General features: G+C 66.1%; 15 protein-coding genes. 11 read left to right on the forward strand and 4 right to left on the reverse strand.

Features of this window, described 5'->3' with window-relative positions; all coding sequences use genetic code 11:
* Positions 1 to 7: 7 nt before the first annotated feature.
* The 9 genes from panC to dhaM all read left to right on the forward strand — a co-directional run bounded on the left by panC (position 8) and on the right by dhaM (position 9,301).
* On the forward strand, positions 8 to 907 hold the full coding sequence (gene panC / locus NNX35_RS06105; RefSeq protein WP_255867242.1) for a pantoate--beta-alanine ligase: 900 nt from the start codon (positions 8 to 10) through the stop codon (positions 905 to 907).
* A 137-nt stretch (positions 908 to 1,044) separates the two neighbouring features.
* On the forward strand, positions 1,045 to 2,499 hold the full coding sequence (gene lysS, locus NNX35_RS06110) for a lysine--tRNA ligase (RefSeq protein WP_255867326.1): 1,455 nt from the start codon (positions 1,045 to 1,047) through the stop codon (positions 2,497 to 2,499).
* 276 nt (positions 2,500 to 2,775) lie between these two features.
* Entirely contained in the window at positions 2,776 to 3,102 is a 327-nt protein-coding gene (locus NNX35_RS06120) for an Lsr2 family protein (RefSeq protein ID WP_255765597.1), read from the forward strand.
* A gap of 96 nt (positions 3,103 to 3,198) precedes the next feature.
* Complete coding sequence (locus NNX35_RS06125) at positions 3,199 to 5,706, forward strand: ATP-dependent Clp protease ATP-binding subunit (RefSeq protein WP_227920628.1); 2,508 nt, start codon at positions 3,199 to 3,201, stop codon at positions 5,704 to 5,706.
* A 166-nt stretch (positions 5,707 to 5,872) separates the two neighbouring features.
* Positions 5,873 to 6,370 (forward strand): amino-acid N-acetyltransferase, encoded by a 498-nt coding sequence (locus NNX35_RS06130; protein WP_255765749.1) that lies wholly within the window; start codon positions 5,873 to 5,875, stop codon positions 6,368 to 6,370.
* A 191-nt stretch (positions 6,371 to 6,561) separates the two neighbouring features.
* On the forward strand, positions 6,562 to 6,738 hold the full coding sequence (locus tag NNX35_RS06135) for a CsbD family protein (RefSeq protein WP_227920630.1): 177 nt from the start codon (positions 6,562 to 6,564) through the stop codon (positions 6,736 to 6,738).
* 204 nt (positions 6,739 to 6,942) lie between these two features.
* Entirely contained in the window at positions 6,943 to 7,944 is a 1,002-nt protein-coding gene (gene dhaK / locus NNX35_RS06140) for a dihydroxyacetone kinase subunit DhaK (protein ID WP_255862172.1), read from the forward strand.
* 2 nt (positions 7,945 to 7,946) lie between these two features.
* Positions 7,947 to 8,588 carry a dihydroxyacetone kinase subunit DhaL gene (dhaL, locus tag NNX35_RS06145; protein WP_255765599.1) on the forward strand — a complete coding sequence of 214 codons (642 nt, stop codon included), beginning with the start codon at positions 7,947 to 7,949 and terminating at the stop codon, positions 8,586 to 8,588.
* Positions 8,585 to 9,301 (forward strand): dihydroxyacetone kinase phosphoryl donor subunit DhaM, encoded by a 717-nt coding sequence (gene dhaM, locus NNX35_RS06150; protein WP_255867243.1) that lies wholly within the window; start codon positions 8,585 to 8,587, stop codon positions 9,299 to 9,301. The genes dhaL and dhaM overlap by 4 nt, the downstream gene beginning before the upstream one ends.
* A gap of 12 nt (positions 9,302 to 9,313) precedes the next feature.
* Here dhaM and NNX35_RS06155 read toward each other — a convergent pair whose 3' ends face one another.
* Positions 9,314 to 10,255 carry an A/G-specific adenine glycosylase gene (locus NNX35_RS06155; protein WP_255867244.1) on the reverse strand — a complete coding sequence of 314 codons (942 nt, stop codon included), beginning with the start codon at positions 10,253 to 10,255 and terminating at the stop codon, positions 9,314 to 9,316.
* Between the two features lie 97 nt (positions 10,256 to 10,352).
* Here NNX35_RS06155 and NNX35_RS06160 point away from each other — a divergent pair, with 97 nt between their 5' ends.
* A complete protein-coding gene (locus NNX35_RS06160) occupies positions 10,353 to 11,015 on the forward strand; it encodes a hypothetical protein (RefSeq protein ID WP_255862169.1) in 663 nt (220 codons plus the stop codon).
* 2 nt (positions 11,016 to 11,017) lie between these two features.
* Here the strand turns inward: NNX35_RS06160 and disA are convergent, their stop codons facing one another.
* The 3 genes from disA to NNX35_RS06175 all read right to left on the reverse strand — a co-directional run bounded on the left by disA (position 11,018) and on the right by NNX35_RS06175 (position 14,835).
* The gene (disA, locus tag NNX35_RS06165; RefSeq protein WP_227920642.1) at positions 11,018 to 12,094 is read right to left on the reverse strand and encodes a DNA integrity scanning diadenylate cyclase DisA; all 1,077 of its coding nucleotides are present in this window, start codon (positions 12,092 to 12,094) and stop codon (positions 11,018 to 11,020) included.
* A gap of 198 nt (positions 12,095 to 12,292) precedes the next feature.
* Positions 12,293 to 13,660 (reverse strand): DNA repair protein RadA, encoded by a 1,368-nt coding sequence (radA, locus tag NNX35_RS06170; protein ID WP_255765603.1) that lies wholly within the window; start codon positions 13,658 to 13,660, stop codon positions 12,293 to 12,295.
* A gap of 44 nt (positions 13,661 to 13,704) precedes the next feature.
* The gene (locus NNX35_RS06175; RefSeq protein ID WP_255765604.1) at positions 13,705 to 14,835 is read right to left on the reverse strand and encodes an aromatic acid exporter family protein; all 1,131 of its coding nucleotides are present in this window, start codon (positions 14,833 to 14,835) and stop codon (positions 13,705 to 13,707) included.
* Positions 14,836 to 15,028: 193 nt separating this feature from the next.
* Between NNX35_RS06175 and pstS the strand changes: the two genes are divergently transcribed.
* On the forward strand, positions 15,029 to 16,177 hold the full coding sequence (gene pstS / locus NNX35_RS06180) for a phosphate ABC transporter substrate-binding protein PstS (RefSeq protein ID WP_255867245.1): 1,149 nt from the start codon (positions 15,029 to 15,031) through the stop codon (positions 16,175 to 16,177).
* Positions 16,178 to 16,270 lie beyond the last annotated feature (93 nt).

Consider the following 16,270-nt stretch of genomic DNA (forward strand, 5'->3'; position numbering starts at 1 on the left):
GACAGCGTTGAACACCCCCCGCCTCGTCACCACCGCCGCCGAACTGCGCTCCGCCACCGAGGAGCTGCTCCAAAAAGCGGCCGCAGCCAACCCCGCCCGCCTTCCCTCCCTCGCGCTGGTTCCCACCATGGGTGCCCTGCACGAAGGGCACGCCTCCCTGATGGGTGCCGCCCGGGCGGACAACGACGTCGTCACCGCCTCGGTGTTCGTCAATCCCCTGCAGTTCGACGACCCGGCCGACCTCGAGCGGTACCCCCGCACCCTCGATGCGGACCTCGAGCTCCTGGGCCGCGCCGGCGTGGACCTGGTCTTCGCCCCGTCGGAGGCCGAAATGTACCCCGGCGGAGCGCCGCTGGTCCGCGTGAGCGCCGGCACCATGGGCACCCGCTGGGAAGGTGCCGTCCGGCCGGGACACTTCGACGGCGTGCTGACCGTGGTCGCCAAGCTTTTCCACCTGGCAGCTCCGCCGGTACCGGCGCGCTTCCGGGCCTACTTCGGGCAGAAGGACGCCCAGCAGGTGGCGCTGATCCGGCGGATGGTCGCGGACCTCAACTTCGACGTGGAGATCACCGGCGTGCCGATTGTCCGGGCGGCCGACGGACTCGCCGAATCCAGCCGGAACCGCTTCCTCGACGCCGGCCAGCGGCAGGCGGCACTGGTGCTGTCCCGGGCGTTGAACCTGCTGAAGGAACGCGCTGCGGCGGGCCGGCCCTTGGACCTGCCCGACGCCGTCGAACTCGTTTCGTCGCAGCCCGGAGTGGAACTGGACTACTTCGAGGTGGTGGACCCGCAGACCCTTGAACCGCTCACGGATACTGCCGGTGCACCGCTGGCCGGAACCGCGCTGGCACTGCTGGCCGCACGGGTCGGTCCGGTCCGCCTGATCGACAACACCCTGCTGCCGTAGCAAAAGTACCTGCGCTCCGTGCGTACCCGGTGCGGGTGCACGGAGCGCAGGAACCGGGAGCGGTGCTTTGCTCTGTAAACTTAATAACCGTGACCACATCTAACCCCGTTCCCGAAGCCGCAGACACCTCCGAACAGATGCGCATCCGTGCCGAGAAGCGCGCGCGGCTCATCGACCGGGGGGATGAGGCCTACCCGGTAGGGGTGGAACGCACCGCCTCACTCAAGGAAGTACGCGAAAAGTTCGGCCACCTCGGGGCCGACGAAGCCAGCGGCGAGACCGTGGGCGTCACCGGCCGCGTGGTGTTCATCCGCAACACCGGAAAGCTCTGCTTCGCCACCCTGCAGGAAGGCAACGGAACCCGGCTGCAGGCCATGCTCAGCCTGGCCGTCGTCGGAGAGGAATCCCTGGCGGACTGGAAGTCGCTGGTGGACCTGGGCGACATCGTCTTTATCCGCGGAGAGGTGATTTCCTCCCGCCGCGGGGAACTCTCGGTGATGGCGCAGTCCTGGTCGATGGCCTCCAAGGCGCTGCGCCCGCTGCCGGTGCTGCACGCCGGACTGAGCGAGGAAACCCGCGTCCGCCAGCGCTATGTGGACCTGATGGTCCGCGATGAAGCGCGGGACATGGTCTACAAGCGCGCGGCGGTTATCCGCGGAGTCCGCGACACCCTGCACGGACACGGCTATGTGGAGGTGGAAACCCCCATGCTCCAGCTGGTGCACGGCGGTGCCGCTGCCCGGCCGTTCGAGACGCACCTGAACGCTTTCGACCAGAAGATGACCCTGCGCATCGCCACGGAGCTGTACCTCAAGCGTGCAGTGGTCGGCGGGATCGAGCGGGTGTTCGAAATCGGCCGCATTTTCCGCAACGAGGGCGTGGACTCCACGCATTCGCCCGAATTCACCACGCTGGAATGCTACGAGGCCTACGCGGACCAGTTTGTGATGGCCGAGCGGATGAAGGAAATCATCCTGCACTGTGCGGACCTCATGGGCAGCCGGCAGATCGAAACGGCGGCCGGCACCATTGACCTGGACGGCGAGTGGCGCTGGCTGAGTGTGTACCCCGGCCTGTCCGAAGCGGTGGGCACACAGATCACCCCGGACACCGACGCAGCCGTGCTCCGCGATATTGCGGAAAAGCACGGCGTGAAGGTGGATCCGAAGTGGGACGCGGAAAAGCTCGTTATCGAACTATTCGGCGAAATTGTGGAGCCGACGCTGCTGCAGCCGACCTTCGTGTACGACTACCCGCCGTCCGCGCAGCCGCTCGCCCGTCCTAACCGCGAGGACCCCCGCCTGATCGAAGCCTGGGACCTCATCATCGGCGGCATGGAACGCGGCACGGCTTTCTCGGAATTGATTGACCCGGTTATCCAGCGTGAACGCCTCACCGAGCAGTCCCTGCTGGCGGCCGGCGGCGATGACGAGGCCATGGCCCTCGACGAGGACTTCCTTCGGGCATTGGAATATGGTGCCCCTCCCATGGGCGGCATCGGTCTGGGAATTGACCGCCTTGTGATGCTTTTCACGAATACAGGAATCAGGGAAACAATTCTGTTTCCCCTCCTTAAGCCGGAAATGGGTTAGCCATGGAATATGTAGAAGTCCTCCTGCCGTCAATTTGTGTTGCAGCTCTCTTTTATTTCGTGATGAGGGCCCTGCTTAACTCGGACCGGTCGGAGCGGCAGGCCCTTGCCGAGGCAGAACGGGAAGCTGACCAGAGTGTAGACCATGAAGCTTTGAAAAAACCGAGTGAAGAAGAGAATAAATAGCCAAGTACTTTGACGGGGCTTTACCAATTGCGTCATACTCTAAGTGGTCTCATAATTAGTCTTCCCATTTTTAGCTGCTTAGGAGCCTGTCATGGCGCAAAAGGTAAAAATCATTCTCGTGGATGACGTCGACGGCGGAAGTGCGGATGAGACCGTACGGTTTGCCTTGGACGGGTCACAGTACGAGATTGATCTGTCGAAAGACAATGCGAAAACTCTCCGCGATGCACTGAAGCCCTATGTGGATGCCGGCCGCAAGGTCGGAGGCCGCACCGGGCGTCCGCGCGGCACCGGCTCGGCCCGCAGCAACGAAGCGGCACAGATCCGCGAATGGGCCCGCAAGAACGGCTACACGGTTTCCGAGCGCGGCCGCGTGAACAGCGAGATCATCGACGCCTACCGGGCCGCGCAGTCCTAGGCATACCGCCTAGGTCTCACGCCCATGGCGAACAAGCTCCTTAAGCACCCCTGGGGCACGTAGCATCGAATTACGCGTTAGCTAGGAGTGTGCCTCATGTTTGAAAGATTTACCGACCGTGCCCGTCGCGTTGTCGTGCTTGCCCAAGAAGAGGCCCGCATGCTCAACCACAACTACATCGGCACCGAGCATATTCTGCTTGGGCTCATTCATGAGGGTGAAGGTGTCGCTGCTAAGGCCCTTGAATCCCTGGGCATCTCGCTTGGTGCTGTCCGCGAGCAGGTGCAGGAGATTATCGGTCAGGGCCAGCAGGCCCCGACCGGTCACATCCCCTTCACCCCCCGCGCCAAGAAGGTGCTGGAGCTTTCGCTCCGTGAAGCCCTGCAGCTCGGCCATAACTACATCGGCACCGAACACATCCTGCTCGGCCTGATCCGTGAAGGTGAAGGCGTAGCCGCGCAGGTGCTGGTCAAGCTCGGTGCTGACCTGAACCGTGTCCGCCAGCAGGTCATCCAGCTGCTTTCCGGCTACCAGGGCAAGGAGCCCGTCTCCACCGGTGGCCAGCAGCAGGAAGGCCAGCCCGCCGGATCCGTGGTGCTGGACCAGTTCGGCCGCAACCTCACACAGGCCGCGCGTGAATCCAAGCTCGACCCGGTTATCGGGCGCGAGCATGAAATGGAACGCGTGATGCAGGTGCTGTCACGCAGGACCAAGAACAACCCTGTCCTGATCGGCGAGCCCGGCGTCGGCAAGACCGCCGTCGTAGAGGGACTGGCCCAGGCGATCGTGCGCGGCGACGTGCCCGAGACCCTGAAGGACAAGCAGCTTTACACCTTGGACCTCGGTTCGCTGGTTGCCGGTTCCCGCTACCGCGGCGACTTTGAGGAACGCCTGAAGAAGGTCCTCAAGGAAATCCGCACCCGCGGCGACATCATCCTGTTCATCGACGAGATCCACACCCTTGTGGGTGCGGGTGCCGCCGAAGGCGCCATTGACGCCGCATCGATCCTGAAGCCGATGCTGGCCCGGGGCGAGCTGCAGACCATTGGTGCCACCACGCTGGACGAGTACCGCAAGCACATCGAGAAGGACGCAGCGCTGGAGCGCCGCTTCCAGCCGATCCAGGTTGCCGAGCCCTCGGTGGCACACGCCATCGAGATCCTCAAGGGCCTGCGTGACCGCTACGAAGCGCACCACCGCGTTTCCATCACCGATGCCGCGCTTGCCTCAGCAGCAACGCTGGCGGAGCGGTACATCAGTGACCGGTTCCTGCCGGACAAGGCAATCGACCTGATCGACGAGGCCGGCGCCCGCCTGCGGATCCGCCGGATGACGGCTCCGCCGGAGCTGAAGGAAATCGACGAGCGGATCTCGGCGCTGAAGATGGAAAAGGAGTCCGCAATCGACTCCCAGGACTTCGAAGGTGCCGCCTCCCTGCGCGACAAGGAGCAGAAGCTCCAGGATCAGCGTGCGGAGAAGGAACGCCAGTGGAAGTCCGGCGGCCTGGATGACATTGCCGAGGTGGATGAGGAACTCATCGCCGAGGTGCTTGCCAACTCCACCGGCATCCCCGTGGTCAAGCTGAACGAGGAAGAGTCCACCCGCCTGCTGCGGATGGAAGACGAACTGCACAAGCGCGTCATCGGCCAGGACCAGGCCATCAAGTCCATCTCGCAGGCCATGCGCCGTACGCGGGCCGGGCTGAAGGACCCCAAGCGTCCGGGCGGCTCGTTCATCTTCGCCGGCCCCACCGGCGTCGGTAAGACCGAGCTTGCCAAGGCCCTTGCGGAGTTCCTGTTCGGTGACGAGGACGCCCTCATCACGCTGGACATGTCCGAGTACGCCGAGAAGCACACGGTCTCGCGCCTGTTTGGTGCTCCTCCCGGATATGTGGGCTACGAAGAAGGCGGGCAGCTGACCGAAAAGGTCCGCCGCCGTCCGTTCTCCGTGGTGCTGTTCGACGAAGTGGAGAAGGCCCACTCGGACCTCTTCAACTCGCTGCTGCAGATCCTCGAAGACGGCCGCCTGACCGACGCCCAGGGCCGGATGGTGGACTTCAAGAACACCATCATCATCATGACGACCAACCTTGGTACCCGGGACATCTCCAAGGGCGTCATGACGGGCTTCCAGTCCGGCACGGACACCAAGACCGGCTATGACCGGATGCGGGCACGGGTGACGGAAGAACTGAAGCAGCACTTCCGCCCCGAGTTCCTCAACCGTGTTGATGACACCGTGGTCTTCCCGCAGCTGACCCAGGACGAGATTGTCCAGATTGTGGACCTGTTCCTGAACCGGCTGAGTGAGCGCCTGGCCGAGAAGGGTATGAGCATCGAGCTCACCCCGGCCGCCAAGGTGCTGCTGGCAACGCGCGGCTACGATCCCGCGATGGGTGCCCGGCCGCTGCGCCGGACCATCCAGCGCGAAATCGAGGACCAGCTGTCCGAGAAGATCCTCTTCGGCGAGCTGAAGCCCGGCGAAGTCATCTCGGTGGATGTCGAGGGCGAAGGCGACGAAGCGAAGTTCACCTTCGTCGGCAGCGGCGTTCCGAAGGCCATTGAGGAAGCTTCCCCGGCAATCGAAGCCGGCGTCAGCGACTAACAGCCGCTCAGTACAACCAATGCACGGGTAAAGGACCCGGCGGGCAGGCAGCCCGCCGGGTCCTTTGGCGTTCGCAGGGCGGCCCTCCGGCGTCGAACGCCGAAACGAAGTTTGGGTGCGGCTGCCCTGACAGTCCTAGACTGGGCCGGTGACTTCCGTATCCGCCATGACCATCCGCCGCGCCCGCACTTCCGATGTTCCCGGCATCCGCGCCCTGGTGGCGCCGCTGGCCGAGGAACGGATCCTGGTGGCCAAGGAGGCTGTTGCCTACTACGAGGCACTGCAGGAATTCCGGGTCGCCGAGGACGCTGACGGGCGGATTGTCGGCTGCGGTGCACTGCACGTGATGTGGGAAGACCTGGCCGAAGTGCGCACCCTGGCAGCGGACCCCGCCCTGCGCGGCAGCGGCATCGGCCATCTCCTGCTGGAACAGCTGCTCGCTGATGCGGTGGAAATCGGTGTGCGGCGGGTATTCTGCCTGACCTTTGAAGTGGAGTTCTTCCAGCGGCACGGATTCGCCGTCATGGCCAACCAATCCGCCGTGGATCCGGAGGTCTATTCCGAGCTGCTGCGTTCCTCCGATGAGGGTGTTGCCGAGTTCCTGGACCTCGCCCGGGTAAAACCGAACACCCTGGGAAACACCCGGATGATCCGCTCGTTCTGATCCGGCAGCCGTCCGGGGCGCGTTCGCAGAGAGAGTAACCGGGAGGGCCGTGCTGGCCTTTTGTCTTCGAAACTGGATAAGCTCAGGATACTTAGCATCATCAACGGTCCCGTGGAACGCAGCAGTAAACGGTTGCGAACCAGCAGCGGTTTCGCGTTTGCACGGGCCACGATCAGAAAGCGGGTTCAGCAATGGGCGCAGATGACAAGATGCAGAACAAGGCCGAAAATCTTGGCGGCAAGGTCAAGGAAGGCGTAGGCAAGGCCACCGGCAACGAGCGCATGGAGGCCGAAGGCCACGGCGACCAGGCCAAGTCGAGCCTGAAGGACGCCGGCGAGAACGTCAAGGACGCTTTCAAGGGCAAGTAAGGCTTTATTCAAAAGCGGGAGGGGGTTCGCCCCTCCCGCTTTTTTGCTGCCCGGGCGGCTTTTCGGACTCTCGAGCGCTGCCGGTGCGGCTGGCACGCGGGCACCCTGTTGCACTGCTTCCGGCGCGGGTAGGGTCGGTGGGGGAGAGGGAGCCTTGGCGTGCTCGCGGGGCTCCTCAGTCCGACCGCTAAGGAGCCCGGCGTCATGAAGAAACTCATCAACAATCCCCGCTCGGTGGTGGCAGAATCACTCGAAGGCTTCGGGTTGGCCCACCACGACCTGGTCCAGATCCATCTGGACCCGGACTACGTCCTCCGGCGCGACGTTCCGGTACAGGGCAAGGTAGGCCTGGTCTCCGGCGGCGGCAGCGGCCATGAGCCGCTGCACAGCGGCTATGTGGGGTCGGGCATGCTCACCGCTGCCGTACCGGGAGCCGTTTTCACGTCGCCCACCCCGGACCAGATCCTGCCGGCCATCGTCAAAAGCGACTCGGGCTCCGGCGTCCTGCTCGTGGTGAAGAACTACACCGGCGACATCCTGAACTTCGAGACGGCTGCCGAACTTGCCGGCGTCGAAGGCATCGACATCCGCACAGTCGTGGTGAACGACGACGTCGCGGTAGAAGACTCGACGTACACGGCAGGAAGGCGCGGTGTGGCCGGGACCGTGCTGCTGGAGCGGATTGCCGGCGGCGCCGCGGAGCGCGGAGATGACCTTGCCAAGGTGGCGGAGATCGCCGAACGCGTAAACGCGAACGTACGGTCCATGGGTGTTGCCCTGGCACCCTGTACGGTGCCGCATGCCGGTGAGCCGAGCTTCACCCTGGCCGAAGACGAAATTGAAATGGGTGTAGGGATCCACGGCGAACCCGGGCGGCACCGGGTGGCCATGACAACGGCGGATTCCATTACGGACCAGTTGATGGAAGCCGTGCTCAGCGACCTCGGGGTGGCGTCCGGGGAGCGGGTGCTGCTCTTCGTGAACGGCATGGGCGGCACTCCGCTGAGCGAGCTGTACATTGTCTACCGCCGGGCGGCCCGGATCCTGGCAGACAGAGGTGCCCGGGTGGAGCGTTCCCTGGTGGGCAATTACATCACCGCCCTGGAAATGCAAGGGGCATCAGTGACCGTCCTGCGGCTGGACGATGAACTTACGGAACTCTGGGACTCGCCGGTGAACACTCCGGCCCTGCGGTGGGGAGTATAGGCATGGAACTGGACGCAGCCTGGGCGGATAAATGGATGCGCCTAAGCGCCGCCGCCCTGAGCGAGAACCGCCAGCGGCTGACCACCCTGGACCGGGAGATCGGCGACGCCGACCACGGCGAGAACATGGAGCGCGGATTCAGCGCGGTGGTGGAGAAACTGGACGCCGACGGCGTGCCGGAGACACCCGGGGCGGTGTTCAAAACAGTCGCCATGACCCTGATGTCGAAGGTGGGCGGCGCCGCAGGACCGCTGTACGGGACCGCATTCCTGCGCGCCTCCACCGCGGCGGGCAGCGCGTCCGCCCTCGGACCGGCCGAGCTGGTGGCGGTCCTGACGGCTGCCCGGGACGGAATTGTCGCCCGCGGCAAGGCCGAACCCGGTGACAAAACCATGATCGATGCCTGGACTCCCGCGGTGGATGCCGCTGTTACGGCCCAGGCGGCGGGTTCAGGTCCGGTGGAGATCCTGACGGCGGCCGCGAACGCGGCCGACGCCGGGCTGGCCGGCACCGAGCCGCTCGTCGCCCGCAAGGGCCGGGCCAGCTACTTGGGGGAGCGCAGTGCGGGGCACCTGGATCCCGGGGCCGCGTCCACGGCATTGATCCTGCAGGCAGCGGTTTCGGCGGCGGAGACGGCAGCGTGAGTGTCGGCCTGGTGGTAGTTTCGCACAGCCGGAAGCTGGCCGAGGGCGTCTGCGAGCTTGCGGCGCAGATGGCCGCAGACGTTCGGATAGTCCCGGCAGGAGGCACCGACGACGACGGCATCGGCACCAGCCTGGAAAAAATCATGGCCGGTATTGCCGCGACGGACTCCGGCGAGGGTGCGGTCCTGCTGACAGACCTCGGATCCGCTGTAATGACGGCGGAATCGGCGCTGGAGTTCCTCGACCCGGAGCAGCAGCAGCGGGTACTCATGGCCAACGCGCCGCTGGTCGAGGGCACAGTGGCCGCAGCCGTAGCGGCACAGACCGGAAGGAACGTTGCCGAGGTTTCGGCTGCCGCGGAGTCCGCGGGAGCGTCCTACACCCCGGACAGCCCAGCCTCCGACGAAGCCGCCGGCGGCCCGCCTGCCTCCGGGGAGCCCGAGCCGGCCGCGGCCGACTCCGCCAGCGGGGCCTGGACGCTGATAAACCCGATGGGCCTGCATGCCCGTCCGGCTTCAGTCCTGGCGCAACTGCTGGCGGACCTGGACGCAGAGATCACCATCAACGGCGTGGACGGCAAATCGGTCATGATGCTTATGACGCTGGGCCTGCGGCCCGGCGAAACGCTCAGCGCCACCGCCACCGGACCTGATGCGGCCCGGGCGGTGGAACTCGTGGCCGAGCAGGTGCGCAACGGGTTCGGAGAAATCTGAGCCCGCCGCCGGTCAAAGCGGCAGCGACACTCCGTAGGCGTCTTCTGCCGCCAGCCGGTCCGCGATCAGGCCGGCCAAAGCGCGCTCCATTTGCTCCTGCGGCGCCTGCAGCCGGTGCAGGGCGCCCAGGGGATCCACGTCGGCCGTCAGCCTCGGGCCGGCCAGGTCCACCGGCGCGTGCAGGAGCAGTTCCCGGCGGACCGGGCCGTCCGCGGAGCGCAGCACCGCCATCATGGCCCCGCGGACCTGCCGGTCCGTGCCGGCCCAGGCCTGGCCCTTGGCCGCGTAATGGGGTTCCGGCCTGCCCGCTGCCACCCAGGCGCAGCGGTCCAAGATCGGACACTCCCCGCACCGAGGGCTGCGGGCGGTGCAGACCAGTGCGCCGAGTTCCATGACAGAGGCATTCCAGGCCACGGAGTCGCTGGTGTCGAGGGGCAGCAGGGAAGCGGCCAGCCGCATCTCGGCAGCGGTAAGGGACGGTGAGGGCAAGGCGTTCCCGGTTACTGCCCGGGCATGCACCCGGCGGATATTGGTGTCCACCACCGTTTCCCGCCGCCCGAAGGCAAACGCAGCCACAGCGGCGGCGGTGTAATCACCCACTCCCGGCAACCGCAGCAGCTCCGGATAAGTGGACGGCACCTCGCCGCCGAACTCCTCGACAATGGCCTTTGCCGCCGCGTGCAGCCGCAGGGCCCGCCGGGGATAGCCCAGCCGGCCCCAGGCCCGGACGGCTTCCCCGCTGGGCTCCGAAGCCAACCCGGCCGGCGTCGGCCAGCGCTGCAGCCATTCAGTCCAGACGGGCAGCACCCGTACCACCGGCGTCTGCTGGAGCATGATTTCGCTGACCAGAACACCCCAGGGCGTGCGCCCGGCGTCCCGCCAGGGCAACTCGCGGGCATTGCCGGCGAACCACCCGGTAATCCGGCGGTGCAGGTCTTCCACCTGTGAATCCATGCTGCACTCCCTTGCATATGACCAGCAATACTCTACTAACCGGCGTGGTGCGCCTCGTAATCGCTGTCTTGATCCCTAGCCTTGAACCATGGATGGGATGGGAAGACAGCAGCCGGCCGGACCACGCCCCGGTCCGCGCCGTCCGAGCCCCGCCGTCTACCGCCGGCGGCGGCTGGTTGCAGGCATCCTCGCGGTGCTGCTCCTGGTGGGACTCGGGTTCGCGGTTGCCGGCGTGATCGGCGCTTTGACACCGGAAAAACAGCCCGTAGCCGACGCCACCGTCCCCTCTCCGGTCCTTACCGCGCCGGCCGCCACGCCTGCGGCCGAGACGAAAGCGTCGAAGGCTCCGAAACCCGCGGCGACCCCGTCGGAGTCCGCCTGCCCCGCAGAGTCCGTGCTGGTTACTGCTGCCACCGATGCCCAGGTCTACCCGGCCGGTGCCACACCGATCCTGGCGCTGACGGTCACGAACACGGGGAAATCCGCCTGCGAGATCAACGTGGGCACGTCGCAGATGGAGTTTTCGGTAGCCAGCGGCTCGGACCGGATTTTTTCTTCCACTGACTGCCAGGACGGCGGCGAGGACTACCTCAAGACGGTGGAACCGGGCGCATCCGAGACAGCCAACTTCACCTGGGACCGGAACCGCTCGGCTCCGGGCTGCGCTGCCGTGGCTTCCAACCCGAACCCCGGCTACTACGTGTTCACTGCCAGGCTCGGGGAAGTCACCAGCGAAACGGCTGTTTTCGAACTGGAATAGGCCTACATGAACCGGTCGAGGAGGCTGGTCTCCGCGATCCGGGAGAGGCCTTCCCGGACGGTGCGGGCGCGCTGCTCGCCGATGCCGTCGACGGTCATCAGGTCATCGATGTTGGCGGCCATCAGGTTCTGCAGGCCGCCGAAGTGGTCCACCAACCGGTTGGATACCGCGGGGGGAACCGACTTGATATTGCTCAGGAGCCGGTAGCCGCGCGGCTGCACTACGGCTTCGAGCGAATCCTGGCCCGGCTGGAAACCGACCACCGAGGCGATCTTGCCCAGGTCCACCATTTCGGACGAGCTCATGTTCTGCAGCGTGGAGATCTGTTCCTCGATGTTGCGCTTTCCGTCATTCAGGTCCGCGTAGTCGCGCAGGATCATTTCGCTGCCCGGGCCGAGGCCGGTGGTCAGTTCCTCCAACTGGAGGGACAGCAGGCGGCCGTCGACCCCGAGTTCGAGGACGTACTGCGAGATTTCCTCGGAAATGCGGCGGACCATTTCCTGGCGCTGCAGCGTGACCGCTACGTCGCGGACCGTCACCATTGCCTCGATTTCCAAGGCGGACAGGGAATTGGTGACCTGGTCCAGCCGGGCGCGGTAGCGCTCGAGGGTTGCCAGTGCCTGGTTGGCACGCGCCAGGACCGGCTCGGATCCTTCGAGGACGTGGCGGAGTCCGCCGACGTAGAGCTGGATGATCCGCATGGACTGGCTGACCGAAATCACGGGGAAGCCGGTCTGGATGGCCACGCGTTCGGCGGTCCGGTGCCGGGTGCCGGATTCATGCGTTTCGATGGTGTGGTCGGGGACCAGCTGCACCGCCGCGCGCAGGATGTTCCCGGCGTCGCGGTCGCAGACGATCGCGCCGTCCATTTTGGCCAGCTCCCGCAGCCTGGTGGGGGAGAAGTCGATGCCGATATCAAACCCGCCGGAGCAGATGCTGTCCACCGCGCGGTCAAAGCCGAGGACGATCAGGGCGCCGGTGCGGCCCCGCAGGATGCGCTCGAGTCCGTCGCGGAGCTCGGTCCCGGGTGCGACCCGCGCCAGGGTTGCTTTAAGCGCGTCTTCGGGACTGCGGGCCATGGTCACTTCCTTCCGGCCCGGGGGCCTGGATGATCTGGGCTGAGGCTTGCCCGTCCCTATACTAGTGGGAGATCCGGGTAGACCATCCAACTCGTGAACCACGGCACGTCCCGGACCGGGCCCGCCTGCAGGCCGCTGGAGACAGCTGCGGTGATACCGCTCACCGGCGGCTCCCCGGGATCTTCGGAAACGGCAGTGCTAGAAGAGCAGCTCCAGGGCCTCGGCCAACGTGGAGACCTCCCGGACCTTGAAGCCGGAGGGGACGTTTCCCGGTCCGTTCGGGGAAGCCGGAACGACGGCGTGCGTGAAACCGAGCCGTTCGGCCTCGTTGATCCGCCGTGCGATACCGGGCACCGGACGCACCTCCCCGGCCAGTCCGACCTCGCCGAAGGCTATGAGCTGGGCCGGCAGCGGTTTGTTCATTTTCGCCGACGCCACCGCCAGCGCCACTGCCAGGTCCGTGGCGGGCTCGCCAAGCTTCACGCCGCCTACGGTGGAGACGTAACTGTCATCCTTGGCCAGGCTCATGGAGGCGCGCTGCTGCAGAACCGCCAGGAGCATGGCAACGCGGGAGGCATCAACGCCGCTGGTGGCGCGGCGGGCCTGGGCATTTCCGGTTTCGGCGACCAGGGACTGGACCTCCGCGACCAACGGCCGCTTGCCCTCCAGCGTGACCGTGATGCAGGTGCCTGAGACCGGGTCCTTGGTACGCGAGACGAAGAGTCCGCTGGGGTCGGCGAGCCCTTCGATGCCGTCTTCGGTCAGGTCGAAGCAGCCCACCTCGTCCGTAGGTCCGTAGCGGTTCTTGACCGCACGCAGCAGCCGAAGCCTCGAATGCCTGTCGCCGTCGAACTGGCACACAACGTCCACCAGGTGCTCCAGGAGCCGGGGGCCGGCGATGGAGCCGTCCTTGGTGACGTGGCCGACCAGCAGGGTGGTCATGTTCCGGGTCTTCGCGGCATTGATCAAAGACGCGGCCACCTCGCGGACCTGGCTGACGCCGCCGGCGCTGCCGTCCACGGCGCTACTGCTCAGGGTCTGGACGGAGTCGACAATGAGCAGCCCGGGGGAGACCTGCTCCACCTGGCCCAGTGCCTGGCTGAGGTCCGTTTCCGCACTGAGATAGAGGTTCTCCGACACGGCGCCGATGCGCTCGGCCCGCAGTTTCACCTGCGCCGTGGATTCCTCCCCGGTGACGTACAGGACATCGCGGCCCAGGCCGGCGACGCGGGCGGCGACGTCGAGGAGCAGGGTGGACTTACCCACACCGGGCTCCCCGGCCAGCAGGATCACCGCACCGGGAACCAGGCCTCCACCCAGGACGCGGTCCAGTTCACCTACCCCGGTGGCCTGGTACGCGGCAGTGGTGGCGTCTACCTCGCCGATCCGCAGGGCCGGGCGGGCAACCACGGTGGCGGCGGTGGTCCGGGCCAGGACTTCGCCGGATTCCTCCACCGTTCCCCAGGCCTGGCACTCGCCGCAGCGTCCAACCCATTTGGCCGTCGTCCAGCCGCACTCCGAGCAGCGGAAGTTGGCGGTCTTGGGCCGTGCAGTCTTTGTTGCCATGGAATCAGGCTATCCCGCGGCACTGACACTTTCTTCCGGCCGGCTCAGACCTCCGAGAGGTAGGTAACCGCCTCTTCGTGGGTGAGCCCGGTGGATTCCAGCAGGTCCACCACGAGGGGGCGGAAAAGCATGATGAGCGCGTCGCCCTGCAGATCCGTGATGCCCAGCGACTTCGGATGCAGGCGGCTCCCCACCGCGGCCAGCTCGTTGCGGGCCTGGCGAAGGTGCCGGAGCCGGGTGTCCGGGCCTTCCCCGCCGCCCAGCGCGCGGGCCAGGACATTCACGGCATCGGCCGTCTCGTTCAGCACCTCCGACACGTTCTCGATGGCCTCGTCACCCAGCGACGCATGGTTAATGACCGACGTCGTCCGGCGGGCGAAAACCCGGCTGTTGCGGACCGCCAGGTCCAGATAGCCGATGGAGCCGCGCAGGTCTCCCAGTTCCGCCAGGTACCGCCGGTAGGCGGGCGAAATCCGGGCGACTTCCCGTGCATCCCGGACGCTGCGGGCCAGGGTGTCCAGCTGGGGTTGGGTGTTGCGGGCCCGGACCAGCGCATGCCAGGCAATGGTGGAATCGCTCTTGGCGATGGCTTCGGAACACTGGCGCAGCACGGCAGACAGTTCGTGCAGGAGCTCGCGGATGTTGGACTTCGGTTCCCGGCGCGGATCCCGCGGCGCCAGCATGGTCACCACGAGGGCAAAAACGCCGCCCACTATGGCGTCCACGCTGCGGGTGAACACACCGCCGTCCGGGGCGGGCAGGAGCACCACCAGCAGGGACTGCAGCCCCAGCTGGGTAGTGAAGATAACGCCGCGGTCCAGAAAGCGGGCCAGCATCACCGAGAGGAAAAGGACGACGGCGGCCTGGGCGAGACCGTTGCCCAGGAGGGTGAGCAGGATTTCGCCAATGGTGATGCCCAGCGTGCAGCCGATTCCCACCTCCAGCACCCTGCGGGTCCGCGGTTCCCGGGAGAAGCCCAGGGAAATCAGGGCGGCCGTCGCGGCGAACAGCGGGCCCTCGTGCCCGAGCACGTACTCGGCAAAGGCGTACGCTCCGACGGCGCAGATGGTCATTTGGAGGGCCGGCACCACGGAATTGCGGCTGCGCTGCAGCCCTACGCGGGCCCGGTTCTGCAGGAAACCCCGGCTTTTGGCGAAGGAGCTGCGTTGGGGCATGAAACCAGTCTAGGGGGAGCTGAGGGCAACCTGTATCCGGCGTTACATTCGGCGGCAACGGATGTTCTTCGACTGCCCGGCGGGCGTTAACTTTCCGTTCACCTTGCTTCGCCACCCTTGAACAGGAACGTGCTGGAGGTTCCGCGTGCTCGACTGCTTTTCCGCAATCAGCTTCCCGGCGCACCCGCGCCGAATGAAACCCCTCGAAAGGGACACGATAGTGAAGGTTTTGAACCGCGCTGCATCCGTACTTTCAGTTTCACTTGTTGCCGCACTCGGCCTGGCCGCCTGCGGCACGGACAGCGCTGCACCCTCCGCGGCCCCGACTGCGGGGAGTTCGGAAAGTTCCGTCACGGGCACGCTTTCCGGTGCCGGTGCCTCCTCCCAGGATGCGGCCATGCAGGCCTGGATCGCCGGCTTCGGTGCAGCCAATCCGGAAGCATCGGTGCAGTATTCACCGGACGGCTCGGGCGCCGGCCGGGAAGCGCTGCTGGCCGGCGGCGTCCAGTTCGCCGGGTCCGACGCCTACCTTGATGATGAGGAAACCGCCGCGGCCGCCGAAGTCTGCGGACCCGACGGCGCCATCCACGTGCCGGTCTACATCTCGCCGATCGCCGTGGCCTTCAACCTTCCCGGCATAACGGACCTGAACCTCGACGCAGACACCATCGCAGCGATCTTCCGCGGCGAGGTCACCACGTGGAATGACCCGGCCATCGCCGCGCAGAACGAAGCAGTTGAGTTGCCGGACACCGCCATCACGGCGGTACACCGCGGCGACGAATCGGGCACCACCAAGAACTTCACCGAATACCTGGCCGAAGCAGCACCCGAAAAGTGGACGGATAAGGCATCAGGTGAATGGCCGGCCGGGCTGCCGAATGGGGAAAGCGCCTCCGGCACCGGCGGCGTTATTTCCACGGTGACTTCCACTGAGGGTGGCATCACCTATGCCGACGCGTCGGCAGCCGGCTCCCTGGGCAAGGTCAGCGTCAAGGTGGGCGATGCCTATGTGCCGTTCAGCGCCGACGCCGCCGCCCTCGCCGTCGAATCCTCCACCCCGGTGACAGGGGAGGGTCGTCCGGAAGCGGATATGGCCATGGACCTGGACCGCGACACGGCAGAATCGGGTGCCTACCCCGTGGTGCTGGTGAGCTACCACGTGTTCTGCACCAGCTATGAGGACCAGCAGACGGTGGACCTGGTCCGTGCTTTCGGCGACTACGTGGTCAGCGACGAAGGCCAGGCTGCCGCGTCCGACGCCGCGGGCAGTGCGCCGCTCTCCGAGAGCCTGCGGAGCAAGGCCGAAACCGCATTGGAGTCCATCCAGGTGCGTTCCTAGCCCGACCACCATCCTGCCCTCCCCGGGTCTCAGCACGGGGAGGGCAGGGGCCGCTCCGAGGCGGAGTCCCTACACTGATAAAAGAGTCTGCAC

Origin of the sequence: Arthrobacter sp. zg-Y844, from assembly GCF_024385465.1 — a bacterium.
Classification (GTDB): domain Bacteria; phylum Actinomycetota; class Actinomycetes; order Actinomycetales; family Micrococcaceae; genus Arthrobacter_B.